Source organism: Thalassovita sp., assembly GCF_034670005.1.
Classification (GTDB): domain Bacteria; phylum Pseudomonadota; class Alphaproteobacteria; order Rhodobacterales; family Rhodobacteraceae; genus Thalassobius.
The window spans coordinates 363,926-388,821 of the sequence record NZ_JAXMOH010000001.1; the positions used below are offsets into that span (position 1 = coordinate 363,926).

Below are 24,896 nucleotides of genomic sequence, written 5' to 3' on the forward strand. Positions count from 1 at the left end.
TCGGAACTGTTGAAGATGTGAGGGCGCCTGATGGCGCCCTTTTTCATGGGATATCCCAATCGTCTTCGTCACTCAGTTCACCGATTGCCATCCATGACACACGAATGCGGGCGATCCGGGTATTATCCCACGTGTTAAAAACGATATCGAAGTCTTTTTCAGTAATATCCAGCGCATAGACATCGCTGCGGATATTGGTCGAATAGTCCACATCCCAAAGGGATACCGAACAGGTCACGGCCGGGGGTGATTTGAACGGTTCGCTGAAGGTTACCTTCTTTCGACGTTCACGGTTTCCTTCACCGGTCCACATCTCGCCGCCATCTTCGAAATCGGTAAACAGGACAACATCGCCCTGATCGATTCCCGTCAAATTCGATCTTATTCTCTTCATGAAAAATAATTCACCCGTGAAACCAGTCAGGGTCAACCGACAAATGAAAAAGGCCCCTAAAAGGGGCCTTTTCGCGTCTCAGGAATGATCCCGAACTCAAAGATTCGCTTGGTTCGGATCCAGACCGATATGAGTTCCCATCGCGACCATATCCGACAACAACTTTGCAGCATCATCGACCGGACCCGGTTCGTTATGGAAAAACTCCTTCGCCTTATTCAAAGCATCGGCAGCGGCCTGAACCAAGTTGTCGATGTCTTCCTGCGTGACGTCGGCACGCGGAATGGCGCGTTCGGCCAAAACCGAGATCGAAGCGGCGCTGATTTCGGCGAACCCGCCGGTCACAACATATTCCGCTTCGCCTTCCGGGCCGTTGACCCGCAACACACCGGGGCGCAGGGTGGTGATGGTCGGAGCATGACCGGCCATCGCCGTCATGTCGCCATCCGCACCCGGGATCTGGACCTGCTCGACCGCGAACGACGCAACGCGCCGTTCGGGGCTAACCAGATCGAATTGCACTGTCTCAGCCATTAAGGGCCTCCTTAGGCTGCTTCAGCAGCCATTTTCTCGGCTTTTGCGATCACTTCGTCGATGCCGCCAACCATGTAGAAGGCCGCTTCGGGCAGGTGGTCGTATTCACCGGCCACAACCGCTTTGAACGATTTGATCGTGTCTTCCAGCGGCACCTGAACGCCATCCGAACCGGTGAACACTTTTGCAACGTCGAAAGGCTGCGACAGGAAGCGTTCAATCTTACGGGCACGGGCCACGGCCAGTTTGTCTTCTTCGCTCAGTTCGTCCATGCCAAGGATGGCAATGATGTCCTGCAGCGATTTGTAACGCTGAAGAACCTGCTGAACGTCGGTAGCGACTTTGTAATGTTCTTCACCGATGATCAGCGGATCCAGCAGACGCGAAGTCGATCCCAGCGGGTCAACCGCCGGATAGATGCCTTTTTCCGAAATCGAACGATCCAGAACGGTCGTTGCGTCGAGGTGGGCGAACGAAGTTGCCGGTGCAGGGTCGGTCAAGTCATCCGCAGGCACATACACGGCCTGAACCGAGGTGATCGAACCGTTCTTGGTCGACGAGATACGTTCCTGCATCGCGCCCATGTCGGTCGCCAGAGTCGGCTGATAACCCACAGCCGAAGGAATGCGGCCCAGAAGCGCCGACACCTCGGACCCCGCCTGAGTGAAGCGGAAGATGTTGTCGACGAAGAACAGAACGTCCGAACCGGTGTCATCCCGGAACTGTTCCGCCAAGGTCAGACCCGACAGAGCAATCCGCATACGGGCACCCGGCGGTTCGTTCATCTGGCCGTAGACCAGCGCAATTTTCGACTCTGTCAGGTTATCGGGAACGATAACGCCGGATTCGATCATTTCATGATACAGGTCGTTGCCTTCACGGGTCCGTTCACCAACACCGGCGAACACGGACACACCCGAGTGCACTTTCGCGATGTTGTTGATCAGTTCCATGATCAGAACGGTTTTACCAACGCCAGCACCACCGAAGAGGCCGATTTTACCGCCCTTGGTGTAAGGCGCCAGCAGGTCGATCACCTTAATGCCGGTCACCAGGATCTCGGTATCGGTCGACTGTTCCGAGAATGCCGGTGCCTCGCCGTGGATCGCACGACGTTCGGCCGATTCAACCGGGCCCTTTTCGTCAACCGGATCGCCAGTCACGTTCATGATCCGGCCCAGAGTTGCGGTCCCAACCGGCACCGAAATCGGACCCTTGGTGTCGGTCACGCTCTGACCGCGAACCAAACCTTCGGTCGCGTCCATTGCGATGGTACGAACGGTCCCTTCGCCCAGGTGCTGAGCCACTTCCAGAACCAGGGTCTTGCCATTGTTTTCAGTGGTCAATGCGTTCAGGATCGGCGGCAGCTCGTCCCCAAATTGCACGTCCACAACAGCGCCGATCACCTGAGTGATTTTGCCTTCTGCGTTTGCCATTGTTTCGTCTCCGTTCTCTTAGAGCGCCTCAGCGCCCGAGATAATTTCGATAAGCTCGTTGGTGATGACGGCCTGACGCGAGCGGTTGTACTCGATCGTCAGCTTGTCGATCATCTCGCCCGCGTTCCGGGTCGCGTTGTCCATTGCAGACATCCGCGCCCCTTGTTCGGACGCACCGTTTTCCAGCAGCGCCGCGAAGATTTGTGTTGCCACGCCACGTGGCAACAGGTCGGCCAGAATGGCCTCTTCGTCGGGTTCATAATCGTACAGGGTAGTTTCCCCTGCTTCTTCCTCAGCCTCGAACGAGGCCGGGATGACTTGCTGAGCGGTCGGGATTTGCGAAATCACCGACTGGAAACGGCTGTAGAAGATCGTCGCCACATCAAATTCCCCGGCATCGAAGCGATTGAGAAGATCGCGTGCGATGTCTTGTGCATTGACGTAACCGACAGATTTCACCTCAGCCAGATCGACATGGCCGACAAACAGATCGCCCAAGTCTCGTTTCAACTGTTCGCGGCCTTTTTTGCCAACGGTGAGGATCTTCACCGTCTTGCCGTGCGCAACCAGATCTTGGGCTTTGGCACGAGCCAACTTTACGATCGAACTATTGAAGCCACCGCAGAGCCCGCGCTCAGCGGTCATGACCACCAACAGCTGAACCTGATCGGAACCCGTACCCGACAGCAGCTTTGGGGCGCTGTCAGACGAGCCAACCGAAGCCGCCAGCCCGGCCATAACGGCATTGAACCGTTCGGTATACGGGCGCGAAGCTTCTGCAGCATCCTGCGCGCGGCGAAGTTTCGCCGCGGCAACCATCTGCATGGCTTTTGTGATCTTACGAGTGTTCTTCACACTCCCGATCCGGTTTTTTAGGTCCTTGAGATTCGGCATTGCCTTATCTCCCCCTTATGCGAAGTCAGCGGCGAAATCGTCCAGCGCGGCCTTGATCTTGTCTGCCAGCTCGCCTTTCACCTTCCGGTCGTTGTTGGTGATATCTTCCAACAAATCGGCGTTCTTGCCACGCAGATGCGCCAGCATACCGGCTTCGAACCGACCGACATCCTTGACGTCGACTTTGTCCAGATAACCGTTGGTGCCTGCGTAAATCACGCAAACGATCTCGGCGCTGGTCAGCGGCGAATATTGCGGCTGCTTCATTAGCTCGGTCAGGCGAGCGCCACGATTCAGAAGCTGCTGAGTTGCCGTATCGAGGTCGGACCCGAACTGCGCAAACGCGGCCATTTCGCGGTACTGAGCCAGCGACAGTTTCACCGGGCCTGCAACCGAAGACATTGCCTTGGTCTGAGCCGAGGACCCAACCCGCGACACCGACAGACCGGTGTTCACAGCAGGACGAATACCCTGGTAGAACAGTTCGGTTTCCAGGAAGATCTGACCGTCGGTGATCGAAATCACGTTGGTCGGAATAAACGCCGACACGTCGCCGCCCTGGGTTTCGATGATCGGAAGTGCAGTCAGCGACCCGGAGCCGTAATCTTCGTTCAGCTTTGCCGAACGTTCCAGCAGACGCGAGTGAAGATAGAAAACGTCGCCCGGATAGGCTTCACGTCCCGGCGGACGACGCAGCAGAAGCGACATCTGACGATAAGACACAGCCTGTTTCGACAAGTCATCATAGATGATCAGCGCGTGGCGGCCATTGTCACGGAAATGCTCGGCCATAGCGGTTGCCGAATAGGGAGCCAGGAACTGCATCGGCGCCGGATCGGACGCGGTTGCAGCCACAACGATCGTGTACTCGATCGCGCCGCTTTCTTCGAGCTTCTTCACCAACTGAGCAACGGTCGAACGCTTCTGACCGATTGCAACATAGATGCAGTACAGCTTCTTCGATTCATCGTCACCGGCCGCTTCGTTATACGACTTCTGGTTCAGGATGGTGTCGAGAGCGATCGCGGTCTTACCGGTCTGACGGTCGCCGATGATCAGTTCGCGCTGGCCACGGCCAACGGGGATCATTGCGTCCACCGATTTCAGGCCAGTCGCCATTGGTTCATGCACGGATTTACGCGGGATGATGCCCGGCGCTTTGACGTCAGCGACAAGACGCTTGGACGCCTTCAGATCACCTTTGCCGTCGATCGGGTTCCCCAGACCGTCGACAACGCGGCCCAGAAGTTCGTCACCAGCGGGCACGTCCACGATGGAATTGGTGCGCTTGACGGTGTCGCCTTCTTTGATGTCACGGTCAGAACCGAAGATCACGACACCAACGTTGTCGGTTTCAAGGTTCAGGGCCATCCCGCGGACACCGCCGGGGAATTCGACCATTTCACCAGCCTGAACGTTGTCGAGACCGTAGACGCGGGCGATACCGTCACCGACGGAGAGCACGCGACCAACCTCGGCAACTTCGGCGTCCTGGCCGAAGTTCTTGATCTGGTCCTTCAGGATCGCAGAAATCTCTGCAGCTTGGATACCCATTTATCCGACCTCTTTCATTGCATTCTGGAGGGAGCTGAGCTTGGAGCGGATCGAGGTGTCGATCATCTTCGAGCCCACTTTAACGACAAGACCGCCAATGAGGCTTTCATCAACGGTCGCATTCAGTTTGACGTCTTTCCCGACGCTTGCAGTCAGGGTTTTGGTCAGTTTGTCCGATTGGGTTTTGGTCAGCGCTTTGGCGCTGGTGACATCGGCAGTCACTTCACCCTTATCTTCGGCAATCAGTGCAGACAGCTGTTGCAAAAGCTGTGGCAGCACGAACAGACGGCGTTTCTGCGCCATCAGTGCCAAACCGTCCTTCATCACAGGACGCAGGCCCATCTTGTCCGCCACAGCGGTGATGGCCTTTTGTTGATCTTCCCGCGAAACCAGCGGCGAGCTGATCAGCCCACGCAGATCATCGCTTTCCGCCAAAGCGGCAGAAAGATCGGCAACATTAGGTTCGATTTTCGCGAGAGTCTTATTCTCTTTCGCGAGCTCGAAGATGGCGGTGGCATAGCGCGCGGCAATGCCTGAGGAGATCGAAGCTGGTTCGGACACGTCCACCCTTCCGACTATTCTGGCCCCGTCTCGGGCCGCTTGGACCCGCCCCGTAGGCGTTTGGATCATTGACCTGCGTCAACGCATCAAAATCGGCGTGGGTGTAGCAGAGCAATCTCTACCTAGCAACCTGCTATAGATTCTTCGTATACAAAAGAATACCACATATTTTCAGATAGTTAAGCTGGGTGCGACCGTTTGCACATCAATTCGGGTGTAAAAAAAACGCTCGTTTTCCACAGCTTTTTCGATTCCCTGCCTGCAATGGTGGCAAATCCACCACAAAGCGTTAACGCTACCGGTCCGACGCTGCGTCAGAAAAGGGTCGGATAATCGCCCCCGACGGGTCGATATCTGCCTGCTGAACCACCGGCCGGCCAGCGTCACGCAGGCAACCGATGGTGCCAGATAATCGAAGCAGAAAGCGGCGCAAGGCCTGCGGGATATACCCGTATCCGCGCCATTCGCCCTACCCCGAAACACTGTATTTTCCATGCCCACGTCAATCGCAGGCTCGCCTAAGTTGCGCGACCTGCAATATACGCTATTATGAAGAGATAGATGCGGCGCTGGGCACAAATCAGGCACGACTTGAGACGCCAAGATGCTTCCCCGAAGCCGGAGATTTGAAATGTTACCGATTACCCTAATCGCCATGATGGGAACCGCGATCCTTGGCTGGGCCTTCTATGAGATCGTCACCGATGACCAATCCGAAGACACAGAAGACGATCCCACCCTCCCTGACCCGGTAGATGACACCGTATTCGATGAGATCATCACCGGAGACCAATCCGAAGACACAGAAGACGATCCCACCCTGCCTGACCCGGTGGATGACACCGTATATGGCACGGAAGGCGATGACAGTTTTTCGCTGGAAGACGGTCAAACGGCTTTTGGCTATGGCGGCGATGACAATTTTTCCGGCTTTCACACCGACAACGTCACGGTGCATGGCGGGACCGGCAACGACATTATTCGCACAAATGATGAAAGCTCTGTGTCAGGGGGCGAAGGTGACGACGATATTCGCACTGGCCGCGACAGTACTGTTGAAGGCGGAAGTGGAGATGACGAAATCCACTCTTCATCAGGGTCCGTCGTATTCGGAGAGGAAGGGAACGACACAATAGCCGGGCTTCATTCCGTTCAAATCGATGGGGGGCTTGGTAACGACAATATCTCTGCCTTTTCGAACGCCATTCTAGAAGGTGGTGCTGGCAACGATACTATAGAAGCACGGTCCGGGAGCTCGATTTCCGGGGGAGAAGGTGATGATGTCCTCACCAATACAAACTGGCGATATTCAATTAACGACGATGGATATGTTCCATCTCAACTGACCGGCGGTGCGGGCAACGATATATTGTTTTCGCGAGGCGCGGCAGAGCTTGACGGTGGCGACGGCGACGACATCATTTGGCTGCATTCAAGTAACTCTGCCTTAGGAACAGATCCAGCCTCGCTCCATGCCAGTCTTGCCGGTGGCGAAGGTGCCGACTTGTTTACGATCGGCATTGATCGTTTGGGGGCACCCGATCCCTCGGAACCCACTGTCCAAATCGCGACCATTACCGATTTCAATCCTGCGGAGGACCAACTGGCGCTTTTTGTGGAAGGGGACAATCCTGACCTGACATTGACCGATTACGAGGTCACGACAAATCAGCAAGGCGACTATTCCGATGTCACCGTCGGCTATTCCGATGGCGCGCACACTGAACAGATCGTTATCCGTCTTGAAGGTGTTACCCAACTGACTAATGACCAGATTCAAATCGCAATGATCCCTGCCGGGGCACCGGGAAGCGCGACCGAGCTGATCGAAGCCCTGCCCGACGTGCGTTTTCTCGAACCTGTGGAAGGCACAGAATCAAGCGACAGCGACATTTCTACAGAGACAGCCAGCTACATCCTAGCACATGGCGGCAACGACGCCGTTATTGCGGAAGGGGAAACAAGTTTCGCGGTCCTCGGCGGCGGCGACGATACTTTCAGCTCTACCAGCGACCTTCAGATCATCCAAGCCGGGAATGGTGATGACAATATCATCTCCGAAGGTGAAAGCCTACGGGCGTTCCTTGGGGACGGCGACGATGTGTTGGAGTATTCCGGCGCGACCGTCCGTATCGACGGCGGTGAAGGAGACGACCAGATAACCTTTGTTTCACAAGGCGAATCTGAGATCTCAAACTCCATATTCGGGGGATACGGTAACGACACCATCACCTTCTCCGGAGATGACATCGTAATCCATACGGAAGTTTATGGGGATTACGATGATGCAGAGGATGTCGTGATCGCAGCCCGCAACAGCGGCTCTGCAAATATTCGTCTCGACGCAGATCAAGCGGTGGACCAGCTCACCATGTCCATGGGGCAGGAAGTTTGGGGTGTCACAGGGCAGGATCAGGTATCGGTGAATGTCTATCCCGAGACGTTAGATCGCGACCCGGCCGTGCTCCAGTATTTCTCAACACCTAGCGATTTCGCCGAGGTCACGCTTAACCTGCCGCGCGAAGTGACGGGTGAAATCACTGTCAGCGCGGAACAGGAAGTGCTGGAGGAGGACGGGTACACTGAAACCTACATCTATTTTTCCTTCAGTGATAACGCCGGGCATGAATTCATACGGATTTATGCTGGTGGCACCCTGGCAGATGATGCCAATGACATGATCACCATCAACCGCGACGTCATCTACGACGAAACCGCCTAAACCGGTTTCGGTTCCTTCGCCGGGCTGGGCGACAGGATCGACAACGGCTTTCGGACCGCTTCACGCAGACCCGGCCCGCTGGGCGCGTGGACGCGTTTCGACACTTCCACCATGATCACCCCACCGGATACCACCATCGACAGGGAATGCCCCATCCGTTCCATCAACGCGCCGGTTTTACGCCAGAACCGACGTTGCGACGGCGGCTGATAGAGCGTGGTTTCATTGCGTTCCGGCATGAAATGATGCCGCTTGAGCTGGGTTTCCAGCTGACTGAGCGTATAGGGCCGTCCATATCCGAACGGTGTGCGATCGCTGCGCGACCACAATCCGGCACGGTTCGGCACTATGAACAGCGCCTTGCCCCCCGGCCCCAGCACCCGGAAACATTCATCGAGCAACGCCGAGGGCTGTTCGCTGGTTTCCAGCCCGTGCATCAACACCAGCTTATCGACATGGCCGGTTTCGATGGGCCAAGATACTTCTTCGCACAGCACCGAAAGATTCGGCATCCCTGCGGGCCAAGGCATCACCCCCTGCGGGCCGGGCATCAGCGCGGTCACCCGTCGGGCATCTTTCAGATAGGGCCGCAATAAAGGCACGGCGAAACCGAACCCGACCACGGTTTGACCATGCGCTTCGGGCCACATTTTTTTAACCTCGTCGCGCACGGTTTTCTGCGCCGCGCGCCCCAGAGTGCTGCGGTAGTAAAAATTGCGCAGGTCCTGAACGTCAAGATGCATTGCAGCCGGTCCCCTGATCCGCCACTGTGGCCCTAGAATAGCAATCAGTCGAGGAAATGCCATGCCCCTTGAGCTTGTCACCGTGCCCTGCCTTAAGGATAATTACGCCTATCTCGTGCATGACGCGGATACCGGCGAAACCGCATTGATTGATGTGCCCGAAGCCGAACCGATCGCCAATGCGCTGAATGGCAAGGGCTGGACGCTCAGCCACGTGCTGCTGACCCATCATCACTGGGACCACATCGACGGACTGGCGGCGCTGCTGAAAGATCATCCCGCAAAAGTGATCGGGGCTGCGGCCGATGCCCACCGTCTGCCGCCGCTCGACCTTGCCGTGGCCGAGGGCGATACGCTGCGTATTGGCGGCGAACCGGTGCAGGTGATCGACGTGTCCGGGCACACGATTGGCCACATCGCCTTCCATTTCCCCGACAGTAAGCTCGCGTTTACAGCCGATAGCCTGATGGCACTGGGATGCGGGCGACTGTTCGAAGGCACCCCGGAGCAAATGTTCGACAGCCTGTCTAAACTGGCCTCCCTGCCCGCCGATACGGTGATCTGTTCAGGTCACGAATACACCGAATCGAACGGGAAATTCGCGCTGACCATTGATCCTGACAATCCTGCGCTTATGTCTCGTATGAGGCAGGTCCAAACGGCACGTGAACAGGGTGAAGCGACCGTTCCCAGCATGTTATCGGAAGAGCTGGCAACAAACCCGTTCCTGCGCTGTAATGATCCTGGCATAAAGGCGTCAGTTGGCATGATCGATGCACAACCTTCTACAGTCTTCGCCGAGATCAGAAAGCGTAAGGATAATTTCTGAACACGCGCCCAGCGGATCGGCATTTGTTAAAATTGTGAGGTGTCACAGGTAGAAAAGACTTGAAGCCGACGGGATATCGACCAAACTTTAATGTTAACAGGCCATGGTCGACCGGACGTTGTAATAGACAGGCTTCGGATTTTTCGGCCCAATTATTGGAAGGAGCACTGCCGTGCCTTCATTCTCGAATACGCTGGAACAGGCGATCCATGCAGCGCTGGCTCTGGCCAATGCCCGCAAACACGAATTTGCGACACTGGAACATCTCCTGCTCGCCCTGATCGACGAACCCGACGCTTTACGCGTGCTTAAGGCCTGTTCGGTGGACACCGAAGAACTGCGCGGAACCCTGATCGAATTCGTCGATGACGACCTGTCTAATCTGGTCACCGAAATCGATGGGTCCGAAGCGGTCCCGACCGCCGCCTTCCAGCGCGTGATCCAACGCGCCGCGATCCATGTTCAAAGCTCGGGCCGGACCGAAGTGACCGGTGCCAATGTTCTGGTGGCGATTTTTGCCGAACGCGAATCAAACGCCGCCTATTTCCTGCAAGAACAGGATATGACTCGCTATGACGCGGTGAATTTCATCGCTCATGGCGTAGCCAAAGATCCCTCCTATGGCGAAACCCGCCCGGTCAGCGGATCGGAGCCTACAGAAGAAGACATCAATCAGGGCACCGCGTCTGAAACCATCGATCCCAAGGAATCGGCGCTTGGTAAATATTGCGTAAACCTGAACGTCAAATCGCAGCAGGGCGACATCGATCCGCTGATCGGCCGGACCCATGAGGTAGAACGCTGCATTCAGGTTCTGTGCCGCCGTCGCAAGAACAATCCGTTGCTGGTTGGCGATCCGGGCGTCGGCAAGACCGCCATCGCAGAAGGGTTGGCACGCAAAATCGTCGCTGGCGAAACGCCCGAGGTTCTGGCCAATACCACGATCTATTCGCTTGATATGGGCGCGCTTCTGGCTGGCACCCGTTATCGCGGTGATTTCGAAGAACGCCTGAAAGCGGTAATGACAGAGCTGGAAGAACATCCCGACGCGGTATTGTTCATCGACGAAATTCACACCGTGATCGGTGCCGGTGCCACGTCGGGCGGTGCGATGGATGCGTCGAACCTTCTGAAACCGGCGCTGCAGGGCGGCAAGCTGCGCTGCATGGGGTCGACCACCTATAAGGAATTCCGCCAGCATTTCGAAAAGGACCGCGCGCTTTCCCGCCGGTTCCAGAAAATTGACGTGAACGAACCTTCGGTCGAAGATACCGTGAAAATCCTCAAGGGCCTGAAACCCTATTTCGAAGACCATCACGGCATCAAATTCACCAATGACGCAATTAAGGCGGCGGTAGATCTGTCAGCCCGTTATATCAACGACCGGAAACTGCCCGATAAGGCGATTGATGTGATCGACGAAGCCGGGGCGGCTCAGCACTTGGTCATCGAATCCAAGCGCCGCAAGACCATCGGCGTTAAGGAAATCGAGGCGGTGGTCGCCAAGATCGCCCGTATCCCGCCGAAAAACGTGTCCAAGGACGATGCCGAGGTTCTCAAGGATCTGGAAAAATCTCTGAAACGCGTGGTGTTCGGTCAAGATACTGCCATCGAAGCACTGGCTTCGGCCATCAAGCTGGCCCGCGCCGGGCTGCGTGAACCTGAAAAACCGATCGGCAACTACCTGTTTGCGGGTCCCACCGGCGTTGGCAAGACCGAGGTCGCCAAACAATTGGCCGATACGCTGGGTGTCGAACTGCTGCGTTTCGACATGTCCGAATACATGGAGAAACACGCTGTGTCCCGCCTGATCGGTGCACCTCCGGGTTATGTCGGGTTTGACCAGGGCGGCATGCTGACCGATGGCATCGACCAGCATCCGCATTGCGTGCTGTTGCTGGACGAGATGGAAAAGGCGCATCCTGATGTCTATAACATCCTGTTGCAGGTGATGGATCACGGCAAGCTGACCGATCACAATGGACGCACGGTGGATTTCCGTAACGTCGTGCTGATCATGACCTCGAATGCGGGTGCCGCGGAACAGGCCAAGGCCGCGATCGGGTTCGGCCGCGATCGCCGGACCGGCGAAGACACTGCCGCGATTGAACGCACCTTCACGCCGGAATTCCGCAACCGTCTGGACGCGGTGATCAGCTTTGCCCCGCTGCCAAAGGATGTGATCCTGCAAATCGTCGAGAAATTCGTGCTGCAGCTTGAGGCCCAGTTGATGGACCGCAACGTGCATATCGAACTGACCCGGCCTGCGGCTGAGTGGTTGGCCGACAAAGGTTACGACGACAAAATGGGCGCCCGCCCACTGGGTCGCGTGATTCAGGAATACATCAAGAAGCCGCTGGCCGAAGAGTTGCTCTTTGGCAAGCTGGCCAAGGGTGGACTGGTCAAGGTTGGCGTCAAAAACGGCGAAATCGATCTGCGTATCGAAGGTCCCGACCGGCCACGCATTTCCGGAGACAAACCACCCTTGCTAACCGCAGACTGATGAAACTCATCGGGATTATTCTGGGGCTCGCCCTCGCAGCGCAATCCGCTGCGAGGGCGCCGCTTTTTCAATGGCCTGTCGACTGCACTCTGGGCGACAGCTGTTATATTGAAGACTATGTCGATCACGATCCGGCGGCGCGCGGCATCCGTGACTTTTCCTGCGGTATCAACACCCGCGACGCCCACAAAGGCACCGATATCGCGCTGCTGAGCTTCGATGAAATTGCCGCAGGCGTCACCGTTCGTGCCGCTGCTTTTGGCCGGGTCGAACGTATCCGCGACAGCATGGCCGACGACCGGCTGATGCGCGGTGTCACCTCTGAAAACGCCTGTGGTAACGCGGTACTGATGACCCATGGCGATGGCTGGCAGACTTTGTATTGCCATATGAAACTGGGGTCCATTCTGGTCAAACCCGGCGACGTGATTCAGCCCGGCACGGCAATGGGTCAGATCGGTCTGTCGGGGCAGACCAATCATCCTCACCTGCATTTCCAGGTGATCAAGGACGGCAAGATCGTCGATCCCTTTGACGCCGCAGCGACGGATAGCTGCACCGATCCGGTCGACACCCTGTGGGACAACCCGGCGGAATACTATCGCACGGGGCTGGTGACGGCGGGCTTCGCCAACAAAATCCCCTCGATCAAAGAGGTCCAGAGCGGCGCGGTTCGGCTGCAATCCAGTGCGGCCAATGCCCCACTCGTCGTCTATTCGCTGTCCGGCGATGCGCAGACCGGCGATCTGTTGACGATCTGGGCCAACGGTCCGCAGGGCGAAGTGTTCCGCAAGGAAATCCCGATGGAAAACCCGCAACGCGCCGTGATGCGCGCGGTGGGACGCAAGGCCCCCGCAGGCGGTTGGCCAAAAGGCGCCTATCTGGGCGAAGCGCAACTGACCCGTGACGGCGCGATCATCGCGCATCGCTTTGCCCACGTAACGGTGGAATGACACCAGCCACCGCAGTCGTTCAATGCCTGCCTATCGTTCGGTCAGTTTCAATTCGATCCGGCGGTTCTGCGCCCGTGCTTCGGGCGTATCGGAGGGGTTGACTGGCTGATACTGGCCAAATCCATTGGCGCTTAAACGATTTGGCGGAATGCCAAGGTTCTGCACCATGAACCGCACCACCGACAGCGCCCGTGCCTGGCTCAGTTCCCAATTGTCGGCGAATTCAGCCCCGGCCGCGATTGGACGGTCATCCGTGTGCCCGTCCACCCGGATGATCCAGTCGATTTCTTTGGGGATGTCGTCGGCAATCTCGCGCAGGATCGAAGCGACATTGGCGATTTCGCCTGCACCTTCCGATGACAAATCCGCACTTCCCGATGCGAACAGAACTTCGGACGAGAAAACAAAGCGGTCGCCAACGATCCGCACCCCTTCGCGTTCGCTTAGCAGTTCGCGCATTCGTCCGAAGAATTCGCTGCGATATTGTTCCAAGTCCTGCTTTTGGGCCTCAAGCTGCTGCTTTTCCTTTTCCAGCCGCAGCCTCTCTGCCTCTTCGAGCTGCCGTCTTTTGCGTTCTTCGGCTGCGGCACGCGCCAAGGCAGCGTTCAGATCGGACCCCAGACTGTCGATCCGTACATTCGCCGCTGAATCTCGTTCCTTATAGTCGTCCAGCAAGGCCTGAAGGCTCGACAATTGTGTCCGCATGGCGGCGAGTTGCTGGTTCAGCAGTGCCTGCTGGCGCTGCGCTTCGGTGGATTGGGCCTTTGCCTGAGAAAGCGTCTTGTTCGCAGCTTCAGCCAGCGCCGCCTGCCGCTCTGCTTCGTTTTGACTTTCGCGCGACGCCTGTTCGGCGGCCAGTTTGGCCGCCAGCGCGCGGGCCAACTGGCGCTGCAATTCGGCTTCATCCTGTTCCATTGCGGCATGGGCCGCGACCACCTGCTGCTCGGCATCTGCCTGAGCCTGCCGCGCCAGTTCGGCCTGCTTTTCCGCCGCCAACTTGGCAGCAAGGGCTACTTCCAGCGCGGTATTGGCATCTTCGATATCCGCTTCGACCTTGAGCTTGGCCGCCAGTGCTTCGGCCAGACGTTCCTCCAACGACGCGCGTTCTCCGGCCAGCCGCGCTTCCATATCCTGCGCCCGGCCTTCGGCTGACGCCAGCGATGCTTCGGCCTGACTCAACCGGGTTCGCAAATCGGCAATGGTCAGCGTCCCCTCATCCACCTCGGACAAAGCGGCGGCGAGTTGGTTTTCGAGATCTTTCAGACGCGATTGCGTGGCCTCGCGGCCACCTTGGGCAGCGTCCAGATCGCGTCGCGCCCGGGCGAGCTCATCAGACACCGATTGCTGCGCCAGCAACGCCGCCGCCAGTTTCGAGGTCAAATCCTTGCTCGCCGCATCTGCTGCAGCCAACAGTGTCAGAGTCTCCTCGGCCTTGCGCCGCTGCTTTTCCAGCGACAGGGTCATGGCGGTCAGTTCGGCATCGGCATTTTTCAACTTCTCACGTAACGCCTCTGCGGCCGCCGCTTCGGCCAGTCGCGCTTTTTCCTCTTCGTTCAGGTCGTTTTGCAGCGTTTCGACACGCGTACCGAGCGTGGCATTTGCCATTTCCGCATCTTTGTTCTGCGCCTTCAGATCGGCGATCAGCGCCTCCAGAGCTTCGCGTTTCGCCGCCGCCAAACGGGCCGCCTCTGCCCCTTGGTCAATCTCATCGCGGGCCTGAGCCAATGCCAGATTCAGCGCTTCGCGTTCGTCGATCAGATCGGCCCGTTCCTTTTGCAACGCCGCGATACTGCCGCGCGCTTCTTCGCGTTGCGCCAGCAACGCCGCGACCCGCGTTTCAAAATCAGTGATTTTCAGATTGGCGACTTCCAACGCGGCCGCCTGAGTGTCCCGTTCCACGGTCAGGGACGCGATCAATGCTTCACGCGCATCCGCCTGCTGGCGCGCCGCTGACAGGGTCGCGTCCAGTTCGCCCAGCCGTTCGGTCAATTGCGCGCTACGCCGTTTTTCCAACCCCAAAGCATCAGCCAGCGCCGCGATTTCCGTCGACAGCGCATTCAGTTCGCTTTCCTGACCGCTGATGGTTTCGCGCAGCACGAACTGCACCACCATGAAAATGGTCAGCACAAACATCAGCACCAGCAAAAGGCCGGTCATCGCGTCCACGAAACCGGGCCAGATCGAGCTCTGGAACCGTTGTCCGGTGCGGCGCGAAAGGGCCATGATCAGCCCTCCTTATCCTTGGTCCGGGCGCTGCGCATTTGGGGGTGATCGGCTTCGGCGATACGGCTTTGCGCCACCAGACGAGTCAAAGAGGCGATGTCCATGCGCAATTCGGCCATGGTTTCCTGACGCCCGGCGCTAATTTCTTCCAAAATCCGGAGCAATTGCACGTCCATCGACCGCAGCCGCATCCGGCTTTCGGCATCCAGCCCTTCGCCGCTTCCGCTATCGCTCATAATCTCTATCAGTCGGTCCTGACCGTCAGCGACACGTTCCAACGCATCATGGACCGGACGATTCCCAGCCAGCCGGTCAGTCAGCCGTTCGATGGATCCGGCCAAACTTCCCAGTTTAGCATCGACTTCGGCCCGGCCTGCTTCGGTGTGGGCAAACAACTGCCGCATCTGGTCCATCTGTTCCAGCATATGGTCCAGGATCTGCGCAGCCGCAGAAAATTCACCGCCGCCATCCCCGTCGCCAGAGGAAAAAGCCACCCGGGTGATCGTGGACAGCCACTCTTCCAGTTCGCGGTAAAACCGGTTTTGACCGTGGCCAGCCAAGAGTTCCAGCAAGCCTACGACCAGCGAACCGGCCAGCCCCAAAAGCGAAGACCCGAAAGCCACGCCCATACCCGAAAGCTGAGCATCAAGTCCGCTCATCAGCCGACCGAACGTATCTACACCGCTTTCGCCCTCGGCCGGGGCCAGACTGCGGATTGTATCGACAAGCGCGGGTACTGTTGTGGCAAGGCCATAAAACGTGCCCAGAAGGCCCAGAAAGATCAGCAAATTGACGATGTAGCGGGTGATTTCACGCGCTTCGTCGATTCGTGTTGCCACCGAATCCAAGATTGACCGGGTTGACGAAGAACTGATCTGCATCTGCGCATTGCGACTGCGCAACAGCGTGGCCAGCGGTGCCAGCAAACTCGGGGCGCGGCGGCCTTCTCTTCTGGTTCCGTCCGAGGCAAAATCTTCGATCCAGCGCACTGAATTGAACAATTGCGCCATCTGCCAAAAACAGGCGATCACACCTAGGGCGAAAACGAAAAGGATGAATCCGTTAAGATAAGGATTTGCCTCGAATACAGGCAGAATGCGTGGCAGGGCGAGAACGACAACAAAGCCGCTCAACGCCAAGACCAGAAGCATCAGCAAAATCTGGCGGACGGGTGGTGAAAATTGCGGCTCGGCCTCGCGGTCCGTCTGTACCATTCGGACAGATCCCGACACTGTTTTAGTTGTCGGAACCTTATGATGAAAAGGCCATTAAGCCAAGGTCTTATGCGCGGATTTCCCGAACGCGATCAGACAACCAGTCCAAATCAGGGTCACGGATTCCCAGTTCGTGCAAATGTGCGGCGGTATTGTAGAGATATTCTGCATTCGGACCGCGCCCGCCATGGGCATTGGCGATCACCTGCGCCTGTTGTTCCAATGCCATCCCACCGCAATATTGAACATGAACCGGGTCGATGACATAGGTCACGGCTTCGACCCGGCGGCCATCGGTCAAATCCACAAGCAACCGTTTTTCCAGATAGGCCGAACTGACCAGTTCGCGTTCGCGCAGCTCTGCCAGAACCCGGCTTTCTTCGTCAGGATGAACCGCCAGCGCCAAACCGTTGCATTGCAGCGCTTCGACTTCGTCCAGCGCCAGAACCAGCCCCGGTTTTTCTACGCTGCCGCGATGATGAATCGACCACATGCAGAAACTGCGGTGATAGCCCGGCAATCGGGCCAGCACGCTTTCGACCGGGTCGAACCCCGGATTCCACAGTAACGATCCATAACCGAACACCCACATCGTCATGCTGCTGGTCCTTTCAAACTGCCCCCTGTAAACACCACGGCGAACGATAGGAAAAGGGGCCCGCGCGTGAAACGGTTGTTGATTGCCATCCTGATCGCTGCTGGACTTTGGTCCGGCTACTGGTTTGTCGGGGCACAAAGAGTTAAATCCAGCTTCGCCGACTGGTTCGAAGCGCGCCGGGGCGAAGCCTGGGCTGCGGACTATTCCGACCTGACCCTGCAGGGGTTTCCCAATCGGTTCGACACCACCTTCACCGATCTGGAATTGGCCGATCCGACCACGGGCTGGGCTTGGCAGGTACCGTTTTTCCAAATCCTGAGGCTGAGCTACAAACCGAACCATGTCATCGCGATCTGGCCCGATCAGCAGTTGATCGCCACACCGACTGACAAATTCGATATCAGCAGCGCCAAGATGCAGGCCAGCGTGATTACTGACAAGAATTCCAATCTGGCGCTGAACCGCGCCAACCTGGTCGCTGACAGCGTGCAAATCACTCGACGTGATCATGACGCAACCACGATGACCGCGCTGCATTTGGCGGTGCGACGCGATGACGATCAGGCCAGCCTTTACCGTTTTGCCCTGACAGCCGACGATCTGGCCCCGTCATCGACTTTCCGAAAACTGGTCGATCGCAGCGGCGGGTTGCCTCGGACCCTGTCTGCATTCAGCGCCGATTTTCAGGTCGGTTTCGACCAGCCTTGGGATCTGGACGCGATTGAAGACGGCCGCCCACAACCCCGCCGCATCAACGTGAAGCTGGCAGAGGCGAAATGGGGTAATCTGGAACTGGCGCTGGCTGGTGATCTGGAGATCGACAACCGCGGTCGCCCGAAGGGGCGACTGACCATAAAAGCGCGGAATTGGCGCGAAATACTCGATATGGCGGTTGCCTCGCAGGTCATATCGCGGGGCGTTGCCGATCAACTGGAAAGCGGTTTGACCCTGATCGCCGGACTTGCCGGCAATCCCAGAACGCTGGATATTCCGTTGGATTTTCGTCGCGATCTGGTGTTTCTGGGGCCGGTTCCGATCAGCGCGGCACCACTGCTGCGGTTGCGCTGATCAGCGGCAATAGGACCCGCTGCGATAGCGCGCGGTGTCGAAATGGAAATGGTTTTTATGAAAACGGTCGCTTTCGGGGCCCAGAACGGTACCGAATGTGCCGCAGGCGCTTTTGTGCATCTTGCGTAAAATCTTGCGCTCTTTGCGCTTCTTCCAACCGTCCAGCACGGTGATTTCATCGCCGTTCTTCAAGATAAAGCCACCGATATCTATGGCGTGGCCCTTCCCATGTTCGGAAATCCTGGCACCCTTTTGATTGTTGCGCGTCCGACATGAATAGCTGGCAAAGATACGTATTTTCTCCACGCCGCCGCCACGCCGCTTAATGGCAGGTTTCATTCCATTTTCAATCCATGTTTTCAATGCTTTGGCCGTTTGACAATCCACCGTCGCCGACTGACTGAGCGCAATACCCGAAACCGATTTAACCCGCACCGCTTCCTGCACGCCACAGCCGGTAATCCGGCCCGGCACATAGCCCACGGGTTCGCCAACCAGATCGGGATCATTGCACACGGTCCCCCGGCGTCGGTCCTTGCGGGACTGGATCGCTTCGTCGAACCCGGAATCGGACCGGGTTCTGGGTCTGAACAATCCCAACATGCCTTTGCGATCCGGCGTCTCGACCTGCTGTTGGACTCCCAATACGCGGGGCGTGACATCCTGAATGATGGACTGCGCCAGATCCCCCCTGGCAACTGGACGCAGCGAGGTTCCTGGCGCGTTGGCATCAGCTGCCTGCGCCATTGCCAAACCGATCAGAACCGCCAGAATCTTTTTCATTCGTGTATTTTGACCCGCCCGAAATCCGGAGCTTCGGTATCCTGCCCCGCTTCGATGATACCACGGCGAATTGCGCGGGTTCTAGTAAAATACTCGAACAGTTCGTCCCCGTCGCCGGTGCGGATCGCCCGCTGCAACGCAAACAGTTCTTCGGTGAACCGGCCAAGGATTTCCAAAGTGGCATCTTTGTTGGTCATGAACACATCGCGCCACATGGTCGGATCAGAAGCTGCGATCCGGGTAAAGTCGCGGAACCCGGCGGCGGAATACTTGATCACCTCCTGATCCGAAACCCGGCTGAGATCGTCGGCCACGCCAACCATCGTATAGGCGATCAGGTGTGGAATATGGCTGACCACGGCACAGACCAGATCGTGATGTTCGACCTCCATCCGTTCGCAATTGGCCCCCAAAGCCTGCCAGAATTGTTCCAGCTTCTGCGTTGCGTCTTCCGGCGCACCATCGGGCACAATCAGGCACCAACGATTGTCGAACAGCGAGGCGAACCCCGATTCCGGACCGGAATGTTCTGTGCCCGCCATCGGATGGGCGCCGACGAAACTTACCCCTTTGGGCAGATGTGGGCGCACCGTTTCGATCACAGATTTCTTCACCGACCCAACATCGCTGACCGTGGCGCCGGGTTTCAGATGCGGTGAAATTTCTGCGGCCACCGCCCCCATTGCACCAACAGGCACACAAAGCACTACCAGGTCGGCGTCCTGTACAGCCTCGATGACGCTGTCGCAAACCCGGTCACACAACCCGATCCGGCGCGCGGTATCGCGGGTTTCCTGCGACCGGGCGTAACCCGTCACTTCGCGGGCTACCCCGGCACGCTTCATTGCCCAGAACATCGAACTGGCGATCAGCCCCAGACCGATCAGCGCAACACGATCATATACCGGGGTCATGTTTCACCTCTTTTGAACTGACCAATCGCATGCGCCACCCGGCGGCAGGATGATTCATCGCCAATGGTGATGCGCAGACAATTCGGCAGGCCGTAGCCAGCCACTTTGCGTACGATCAGCCCCTGCGTTTTCAGATAGGCATCGCAGGCGTCGGCTTCGTTCTGATTGGCGAACCGCGCCAGAATGAAATTGGTGTGCGAAGGATCGGACTCGACGCCGAGATCTTTCAATGCCGTCGCCAGCCAACAGCGCAAACGTTCATTATCCGTGCGACATTTCTCCATAAAGTCAGTATCGCGCAACGCCGCTTCGGCAGTCGCCAACTGTACCGTGGACAGGTTGAATGGTTGCCGCACCCGGTTCAGAACATCAATGATGGCGCGCGGCGCATAGCCCCAGCCGATCCGAAGACCGCCAAGCCCGTAGATCTTGGAAAACGTACGGGTCATGATCACATTTTCGCGGCGTTCCACCAACGATACACCGCCGTCATAGTCGGCTTCGAATTCCGCATAAGCCCCGTCAAGCACAAGCAGCGCTTCGGCGGGCAGGCCTTCGGCCAGCCGGGTGCAGGCATCCAGATCAATCATCGTCCCGGTCGGATTGGCCGGGTTGGCAATGAACACGATCCGGGTCTTGTCGGTGCAGGCAGCAAGGATCGCGTCGACATCCACCACCCGGTCCTTTTCGGCGACCTTCACCGGGGTCGCGCCGCAGGCATGCGCCAGGATCGGGTACATTGAAAACCCGTGTTCGGTGTAGATCACCTCATCCCCCGGTCCGGCATAGGACTGTGCGATGAATTGCAACACTTCGTCAGACCCGACGCCGCAAATGACGTTTTCCGGATCGACGTCGTGAATTTCACCGATGGCCGCACGCAATTCGGCGTGATCGGTCGAAGGATAACGATGCAACTCATAAGACGCGCGGCGGGCGGCCGCGGATGCCGACGGGCTGGGTCCGTAAGGGTTTTCGTTCGAGCTGAGCTTCACAACATCGGACACGCCTTCGACATGGGCAGCGCCGCCGACATATAGATCAATTTCCATGATGCCGGGCTGTGGCGTGATCTTGGTCATGTTCCTGTCTCCTTCGGCTTTCCATAGCAAAGCCACTCCGGGCAGGGAAAGATCGAACTGACTCTGGGCAGCGCCCACATTGGCGCAGTTGCCAATGTGCCATGCCTGCCCCTTTCCCCGCTGGCAGACAAAGAAAAGCCCGCCACACGAGGCTTCGTGCGGCGGGCTTTCCGAAAACTTAGTATTCCGGCGAAGAACCCTTAGTTCTTCGCGTAGAATTCAACCACCAGGTTCGGTTCCATGATCACCGGGTAAGGAACATCGCCCAGACTCGGAGTGCGCACGAAGGTAGCGGCCATTTTCGAATGGTCGGCGTCGATGTAGTCGGGAACGTCACGCTCGGGCAGCTGAACGGCTTCCAGCAGGACCGCCATTTGCTTCGACTTCTCACGCACTTCTACCACGTCGCCTTCTTTGACGCGATAGGAGGGGATGTTCACCGGCTGGCCGTTAACCAGGACGTGACCGTGGTTCACGAACTGACGCGCAGCGAAAACGGTCGGCACAAACTTGGCGCGGTAGACGACGGCGTCCAGGCGGCGCTCCAGCAGGCCGATCAGGTTTTCACCGGTATCGCCTTTGACACGTTCGGCTTCGCCGTAGATGCGGCGGAATTGCTTTTCGGTCAGATCGCCGTAGTAGCCCTTCAGCTTCTGCTTGGCGCGCAGCTGAGTGCCGAAGTCGGACAGTTTACCCTTGCGGCGCTGACCGTGCTGGCCGGGGCCATATTCGCGGCGATTGACGGGGGATTTCGGACGACCCCAGATGTTTTCACCCATCCGGCGGTCAATTTTGTACTTGGCAGACGTGCGTTTGGTCACGGCTGATCTCCTTCTTAAGGGCATCGCCCGGTGGGGCGACTATGAAGGGCGTTGTCCTCTTGGGTTTCCCCATGACAGGCATCCCCTTGCAGGGGCCACCAACACCAATGAAGTCGCGCTTATATAGGGGTTCGGGACAGAGTCAAGTGAGCGCAGCCAGGATAGTAAGTCCTCATGGCCCAGCGGCGCAAAGCGCCGTGTTCCGGGCCACGACCTAAGCCGCCTCGTACATCAAAATCGCCGCTTCCGACTGGCTCAGGTTGCGCCGCGCGTAACCGCCATAGGCATGCGGATCCATTTCCAGTTCCGGATACCGCGACAGAAGCCGCATTCGATCAGTGTCTTCCAGCGTCGACAGCGCCGCATTCGAGGGATGGAAGCTTTCGGTTTCCACCCCATTGGCCCAAAGCACCTGATGGCTGCCCAGCAGCAGATGGATATAGGTCACTTCCCGCAGTTGCGTATCGACCTTGATCAGGTCGCCGTCAATCAGATCTTCGGCCGCAACCAGAACCTCGGGCGTATTGAACAGGGCGCGGGCGACATCGCCACGCACCAACATGCGGTGGCTGGGCGACACCAGCAATTCCTCATCCGGTCGTTGCACCCCCAATGCGCCCGCACGGATGCGGATCGGGCGTAATTTCGGCATCGCGAACAGCCGCGCGCCGGTCATGCGGCGGCTACCGATCCAAAGGATTTCCTCGGCCCCGTTATCCTTGGTCTGGACCCGGTCGCCTTCGCGCAGATCCTCGACCCGTTTCGGACCTTTCGGGGTTTCGATCCGGGTGCCGGGGGTGAAACAGATCACTCCGCCGCTGCCGGGACTCATATGATTGGCCTGCATCGCATCGAGCGTGTGATGCACCACCCACAGATCACGGTTCGATGGCGGTATCTGCCCCATGAACATCAGTAAAGGCCGGGCACCGTCGCCCACTTCGATAATCGTCAGAGTAAACGTTCGCGACCCGTCAGTGACAACGATATTGCTGTCCAACAACGGTTCATCGACCGCGACCGCATCAAGATCGGTCGTGTTCTGTTTCGCTGCCCCCACCAGACGGCGCACCATGCGCGCTGCCCTACGGCGGAGATTGGCCTCTCCGTCCGCCTGATCCAAACGTAGCAGTTCTGTCGGTCCGTCCACCCTCACCGCATCGCCATGCCAAGACCAAGAGGTCCCAACGCTGAGCGCGTGCAAAGGGGCGGCTTCTATGCCGTCTACTTTTGTTTGTGACCAGGAAATGACGAACGTGCCGCTAAAGCCCGTTCCCATGCCTGATACCTGCCTTCAAACTTTTTTTATTACCCAAAGGCTAACAGAGCCTGCCGACTCTGCAAAGCCCCGACGCACCCTTGAGACATAAACTGTGCAAAATAATCACACTTTGCAGATATTTATCTCGTGACCCTAAAGTCAGAAATTCAGATTGAGACGCACCGAGCCGATCAACTGACCTTCGCCCTGACCCAGAAATTCCTCGCCCAGCCAGGTCAATCCGTAAAATCCACTGCTGTTCTCGCCCTGCCAATGCACCCCGGCGCGCAGCCGTTGACGGCTGTCGGTCAGGGTAAATCCGCGGCTGGTAGGCAGATAGATGGAATCTGTCACCTTCGCGATATCGCCGCCAAGGACGAATGTGTATCCGGCATCGGAATTCTGCATGGTGCGGTACCGCTGACCGCTGACCGGGTCGCGCACCAACAATTCGCCCCGACCAATTTGACCGATGGTGACGTCGGCCCCGGCGCGCAACAGCGTTTCGACCCCGACCCGGGTTTCCAAAAACGGCCGCAGCGTGGCACCCTGCCCCAAGGCGTAGTCACGCCCCAGTTCCATTACGAATGTCGGATGCACCCCATTACCGATCTGTCCGGACAGTGTGGCAGCCGATGCCGAATCCACGCCCAAAGCGTCATGCAGCGCGCCCTGAAAATCGTCCAGCCCTGTCATCGGGCCCGTCAGAACCATATCCATCCCCATGGAAATGTCGGTCTCTCTGCGCTGATAGTGGGTGTGAAGCCCAAAGGACAGGCTGCCCGCATAGGGCCGATCGCCAGCGGCAGGCGATACCAGATTATCCGGGGCAATGATTTCTCCGTTAATGCGGAATTCCAGCAACTCACCGAATTTTTCGGGCAAGGCGCCATCCCAGCTGTAACCGTAGATGCGGCTGGAAGCGACCGATCCGCTGTGCCAGCGATCCTGTGTATCGCCGATAAAATCGTTGGTTATCAGGCGGCCATAGCCCAACCGGACCCGTTCTTCGGCAAAAGCCTGAGATGTCAGCAAAAGCAGCCCAAGGGCGGCAGCGGTCAAGAAACGGATCATACGATCACCCTAATCAAACGCCCCCCAGCGTCCCAACTTGGTAAACGACAGGCGGAGTGAATTCTAGTGCAGCGAAGCCACAATCGAACGATTTCGCCGCATCTGCCGGAAATGCTGCAAGGACCATGCCCGGCGTCGCAACCGTTAAGTATTGGCGTCACTCCGTTTGTCAGATCTGGCCCGGCTACTCCATCACGCTGCTCAGCAACAGGCTTGTTTCGCTGTTGAGCACGCCTTTAACTTCGCGGATTTCGCGCAAAATCCGGTCGAATTGGGGCAGGGTTTCGGCGCGGACTTCTACTACCAGATCCCAGGCCCCGTTGGTGGAATGGATTGATGATACTTCTGGGATCGCCCGCAGGGTACGGATCACCGTGCGCGACATGCTGCCCTGCAATTCGATCGTGGTGATGGCGCGAACCTGATCTTGCTGGTCGGCATCGGTTTCGATGGTGAATTTGCGAATCCGTCCGTCTGAAACCAAGGCATCGATGCGGGTTTTCACCGTTGTTCGAGACACCCCGGCGATATGCGCCAATTCGGTGATCGAAGCGCGGGAATTGTCCCGCAAAGCGGCAATCAAGCGGCGGTCGGTGGTGTTGAGCTCTGACATAGATACCTCTCAAGATTTATCCAATTTGCAAGATACCCTTTCGGATTGGAAAGTCGAGCGATCAAATTGAGCAATTATTCGACTGAAACAGGTCAATAAATTCAACAAAATGGAGGAAACAA

General features: G+C 57.6%; 22 protein-coding genes. 5 read left to right on the forward strand and 17 right to left on the reverse strand.

Annotated features, from left to right (window positions below):
* Positions 1 to 43: 43 nt before the first annotated feature.
* The 6 genes from VOI23_RS01995 to VOI23_RS02020 all read right to left on the reverse strand — a co-directional run bounded on the left by VOI23_RS01995 (position 44) and on the right by VOI23_RS02020 (position 5,373).
* Positions 44 to 394, reverse strand: a complete 351-nt coding sequence (locus tag VOI23_RS01995; RefSeq protein ID WP_323780761.1) for an H-type lectin domain-containing protein — start codon at positions 392 to 394, stop codon at positions 44 to 46.
* A 96-nt stretch (positions 395 to 490) separates the two neighbouring features.
* Complete coding sequence (locus VOI23_RS02000) at positions 491 to 928, reverse strand: F0F1 ATP synthase subunit epsilon (RefSeq protein WP_323780764.1); 438 nt, start codon at positions 926 to 928, stop codon at positions 491 to 493.
* Between the two features lie 11 nt (positions 929 to 939).
* Entirely contained in the window at positions 940 to 2,364 is a 1,425-nt protein-coding gene (gene atpD, locus VOI23_RS02005) for a F0F1 ATP synthase subunit beta (protein ID WP_323780767.1), read from the reverse strand.
* A gap of 18 nt (positions 2,365 to 2,382) precedes the next feature.
* On the reverse strand, positions 2,383 to 3,258 hold the full coding sequence (locus tag VOI23_RS02010; protein WP_323780770.1) for a F0F1 ATP synthase subunit gamma: 876 nt from the start codon (positions 3,256 to 3,258) through the stop codon (positions 2,383 to 2,385).
* Between the two features lie 15 nt (positions 3,259 to 3,273).
* On the reverse strand, positions 3,274 to 4,812 hold the full coding sequence (gene atpA / locus VOI23_RS02015; protein WP_323780773.1) for a F0F1 ATP synthase subunit alpha: 1,539 nt from the start codon (positions 4,810 to 4,812) through the stop codon (positions 3,274 to 3,276).
* Entirely contained in the window at positions 4,813 to 5,373 is a 561-nt protein-coding gene (locus VOI23_RS02020) for a F0F1 ATP synthase subunit delta (RefSeq protein WP_323780776.1), read from the reverse strand.
* Between the two features lie 631 nt (positions 5,374 to 6,004).
* Here VOI23_RS02020 and VOI23_RS02025 point away from each other — a divergent pair.
* Complete coding sequence (locus VOI23_RS02025; RefSeq protein WP_323780779.1) at positions 6,005 to 8,095, forward strand: hypothetical protein; 2,091 nt, start codon at positions 6,005 to 6,007, stop codon at positions 8,093 to 8,095.
* On the opposite strand, the gene VOI23_RS02030 is transcribed toward VOI23_RS02025, so the two are convergent.
* Positions 8,092 to 8,838 (reverse strand): methyltransferase domain-containing protein, encoded by a 747-nt coding sequence (locus tag VOI23_RS02030; RefSeq protein ID WP_323780782.1) that lies wholly within the window; start codon positions 8,836 to 8,838, stop codon positions 8,092 to 8,094. The genes VOI23_RS02025 and VOI23_RS02030 overlap by 4 nt on opposite strands.
* A gap of 61 nt (positions 8,839 to 8,899) precedes the next feature.
* Here VOI23_RS02030 and gloB point away from each other — a divergent pair, with 61 nt between their 5' ends.
* The 3 genes from gloB (at position 8,900) to VOI23_RS02045 (ending at position 13,123) form a co-directional block, all read left to right on the forward strand.
* Complete coding sequence (gloB, locus tag VOI23_RS02035) at positions 8,900 to 9,667, forward strand: hydroxyacylglutathione hydrolase (protein ID WP_323780784.1); 768 nt, start codon at positions 8,900 to 8,902, stop codon at positions 9,665 to 9,667.
* Positions 9,668 to 9,839: 172 nt separating this feature from the next.
* The gene (clpA, locus tag VOI23_RS02040; protein WP_323780787.1) at positions 9,840 to 12,170 is read left to right on the forward strand and encodes an ATP-dependent Clp protease ATP-binding subunit ClpA; all 2,331 of its coding nucleotides are present in this window, start codon (positions 9,840 to 9,842) and stop codon (positions 12,168 to 12,170) included.
* Positions 12,170 to 13,123 (forward strand): M23 family metallopeptidase, encoded by a 954-nt coding sequence (locus VOI23_RS02045; RefSeq protein WP_323780790.1) that lies wholly within the window; start codon positions 12,170 to 12,172, stop codon positions 13,121 to 13,123. Before clpA ends, VOI23_RS02045 begins: the two co-directional genes overlap by 1 nt.
* A gap of 30 nt (positions 13,124 to 13,153) precedes the next feature.
* Here VOI23_RS02045 and VOI23_RS02050 read toward each other — a convergent pair whose 3' ends face one another.
* From VOI23_RS02050 to VOI23_RS02060, 3 genes are all read right to left on the reverse strand, one after another.
* Entirely contained in the window at positions 13,154 to 15,346 is a 2,193-nt protein-coding gene (locus VOI23_RS02050) for a peptidoglycan -binding protein (RefSeq protein WP_323780793.1), read from the reverse strand.
* Between the two features lie 2 nt (positions 15,347 to 15,348).
* Positions 15,349 to 16,560, reverse strand: a complete 1,212-nt coding sequence (locus tag VOI23_RS02055) for a biopolymer transporter ExbB (protein WP_323780796.1) — start codon at positions 16,558 to 16,560, stop codon at positions 15,349 to 15,351.
* Between the two features lie 67 nt (positions 16,561 to 16,627).
* Positions 16,628 to 17,158 (reverse strand): gamma-glutamylcyclotransferase, encoded by a 531-nt coding sequence (locus tag VOI23_RS02060; RefSeq protein ID WP_323780799.1) that lies wholly within the window; start codon positions 17,156 to 17,158, stop codon positions 16,628 to 16,630.
* A 66-nt stretch (positions 17,159 to 17,224) separates the two neighbouring features.
* Between VOI23_RS02060 and VOI23_RS02065 the strand changes: the two genes are divergently transcribed.
* A complete protein-coding gene (locus VOI23_RS02065; RefSeq protein WP_323780801.1) occupies positions 17,225 to 18,226 on the forward strand; it encodes a DUF2125 domain-containing protein in 1,002 nt (333 codons plus the stop codon).
* Here the strand turns inward: VOI23_RS02065 and VOI23_RS02070 are convergent, their stop codons facing one another.
* The 7 genes from VOI23_RS02070 to VOI23_RS02100 form a co-directional block, all read right to left on the reverse strand.
* Entirely contained in the window at positions 18,227 to 19,009 is a 783-nt protein-coding gene (locus tag VOI23_RS02070) for an extensin family protein (protein WP_323780805.1), read from the reverse strand.
* Complete coding sequence (locus tag VOI23_RS02075; protein ID WP_323780809.1) at positions 19,006 to 19,923, reverse strand: prephenate/arogenate dehydrogenase family protein; 918 nt, start codon at positions 19,921 to 19,923, stop codon at positions 19,006 to 19,008. The genes VOI23_RS02070 and VOI23_RS02075 overlap by 4 nt, the downstream gene beginning before the upstream one ends.
* A complete protein-coding gene (hisC, locus tag VOI23_RS02080) occupies positions 19,920 to 21,005 on the reverse strand; it encodes a histidinol-phosphate transaminase (protein WP_323780812.1) in 1,086 nt (361 codons plus the stop codon). Before hisC ends, VOI23_RS02075 begins: the two co-directional genes overlap by 4 nt.
* 200 nt (positions 21,006 to 21,205) lie before the next feature.
* The gene (gene rpsD, locus VOI23_RS02085) at positions 21,206 to 21,826 is read right to left on the reverse strand and encodes a 30S ribosomal protein S4 (protein WP_323780815.1); all 621 of its coding nucleotides are present in this window, start codon (positions 21,824 to 21,826) and stop codon (positions 21,206 to 21,208) included.
* A gap of 214 nt (positions 21,827 to 22,040) precedes the next feature.
* Entirely contained in the window at positions 22,041 to 23,105 is a 1,065-nt protein-coding gene (locus VOI23_RS02090; protein ID WP_323780818.1) for a Hint domain-containing protein, read from the reverse strand.
* 141 nt (positions 23,106 to 23,246) lie between these two features.
* The gene (locus VOI23_RS02095) at positions 23,247 to 24,161 is read right to left on the reverse strand and encodes a lipid A-modifier LpxR family protein (RefSeq protein ID WP_323780821.1); all 915 of its coding nucleotides are present in this window, start codon (positions 24,159 to 24,161) and stop codon (positions 23,247 to 23,249) included.
* A 184-nt stretch (positions 24,162 to 24,345) separates the two neighbouring features.
* Positions 24,346 to 24,774 (reverse strand): Lrp/AsnC family transcriptional regulator, encoded by a 429-nt coding sequence (locus VOI23_RS02100; protein WP_323780824.1) that lies wholly within the window; start codon positions 24,772 to 24,774, stop codon positions 24,346 to 24,348.
* Between the last annotated feature and the right edge of the window lie 122 nt (positions 24,775 to 24,896).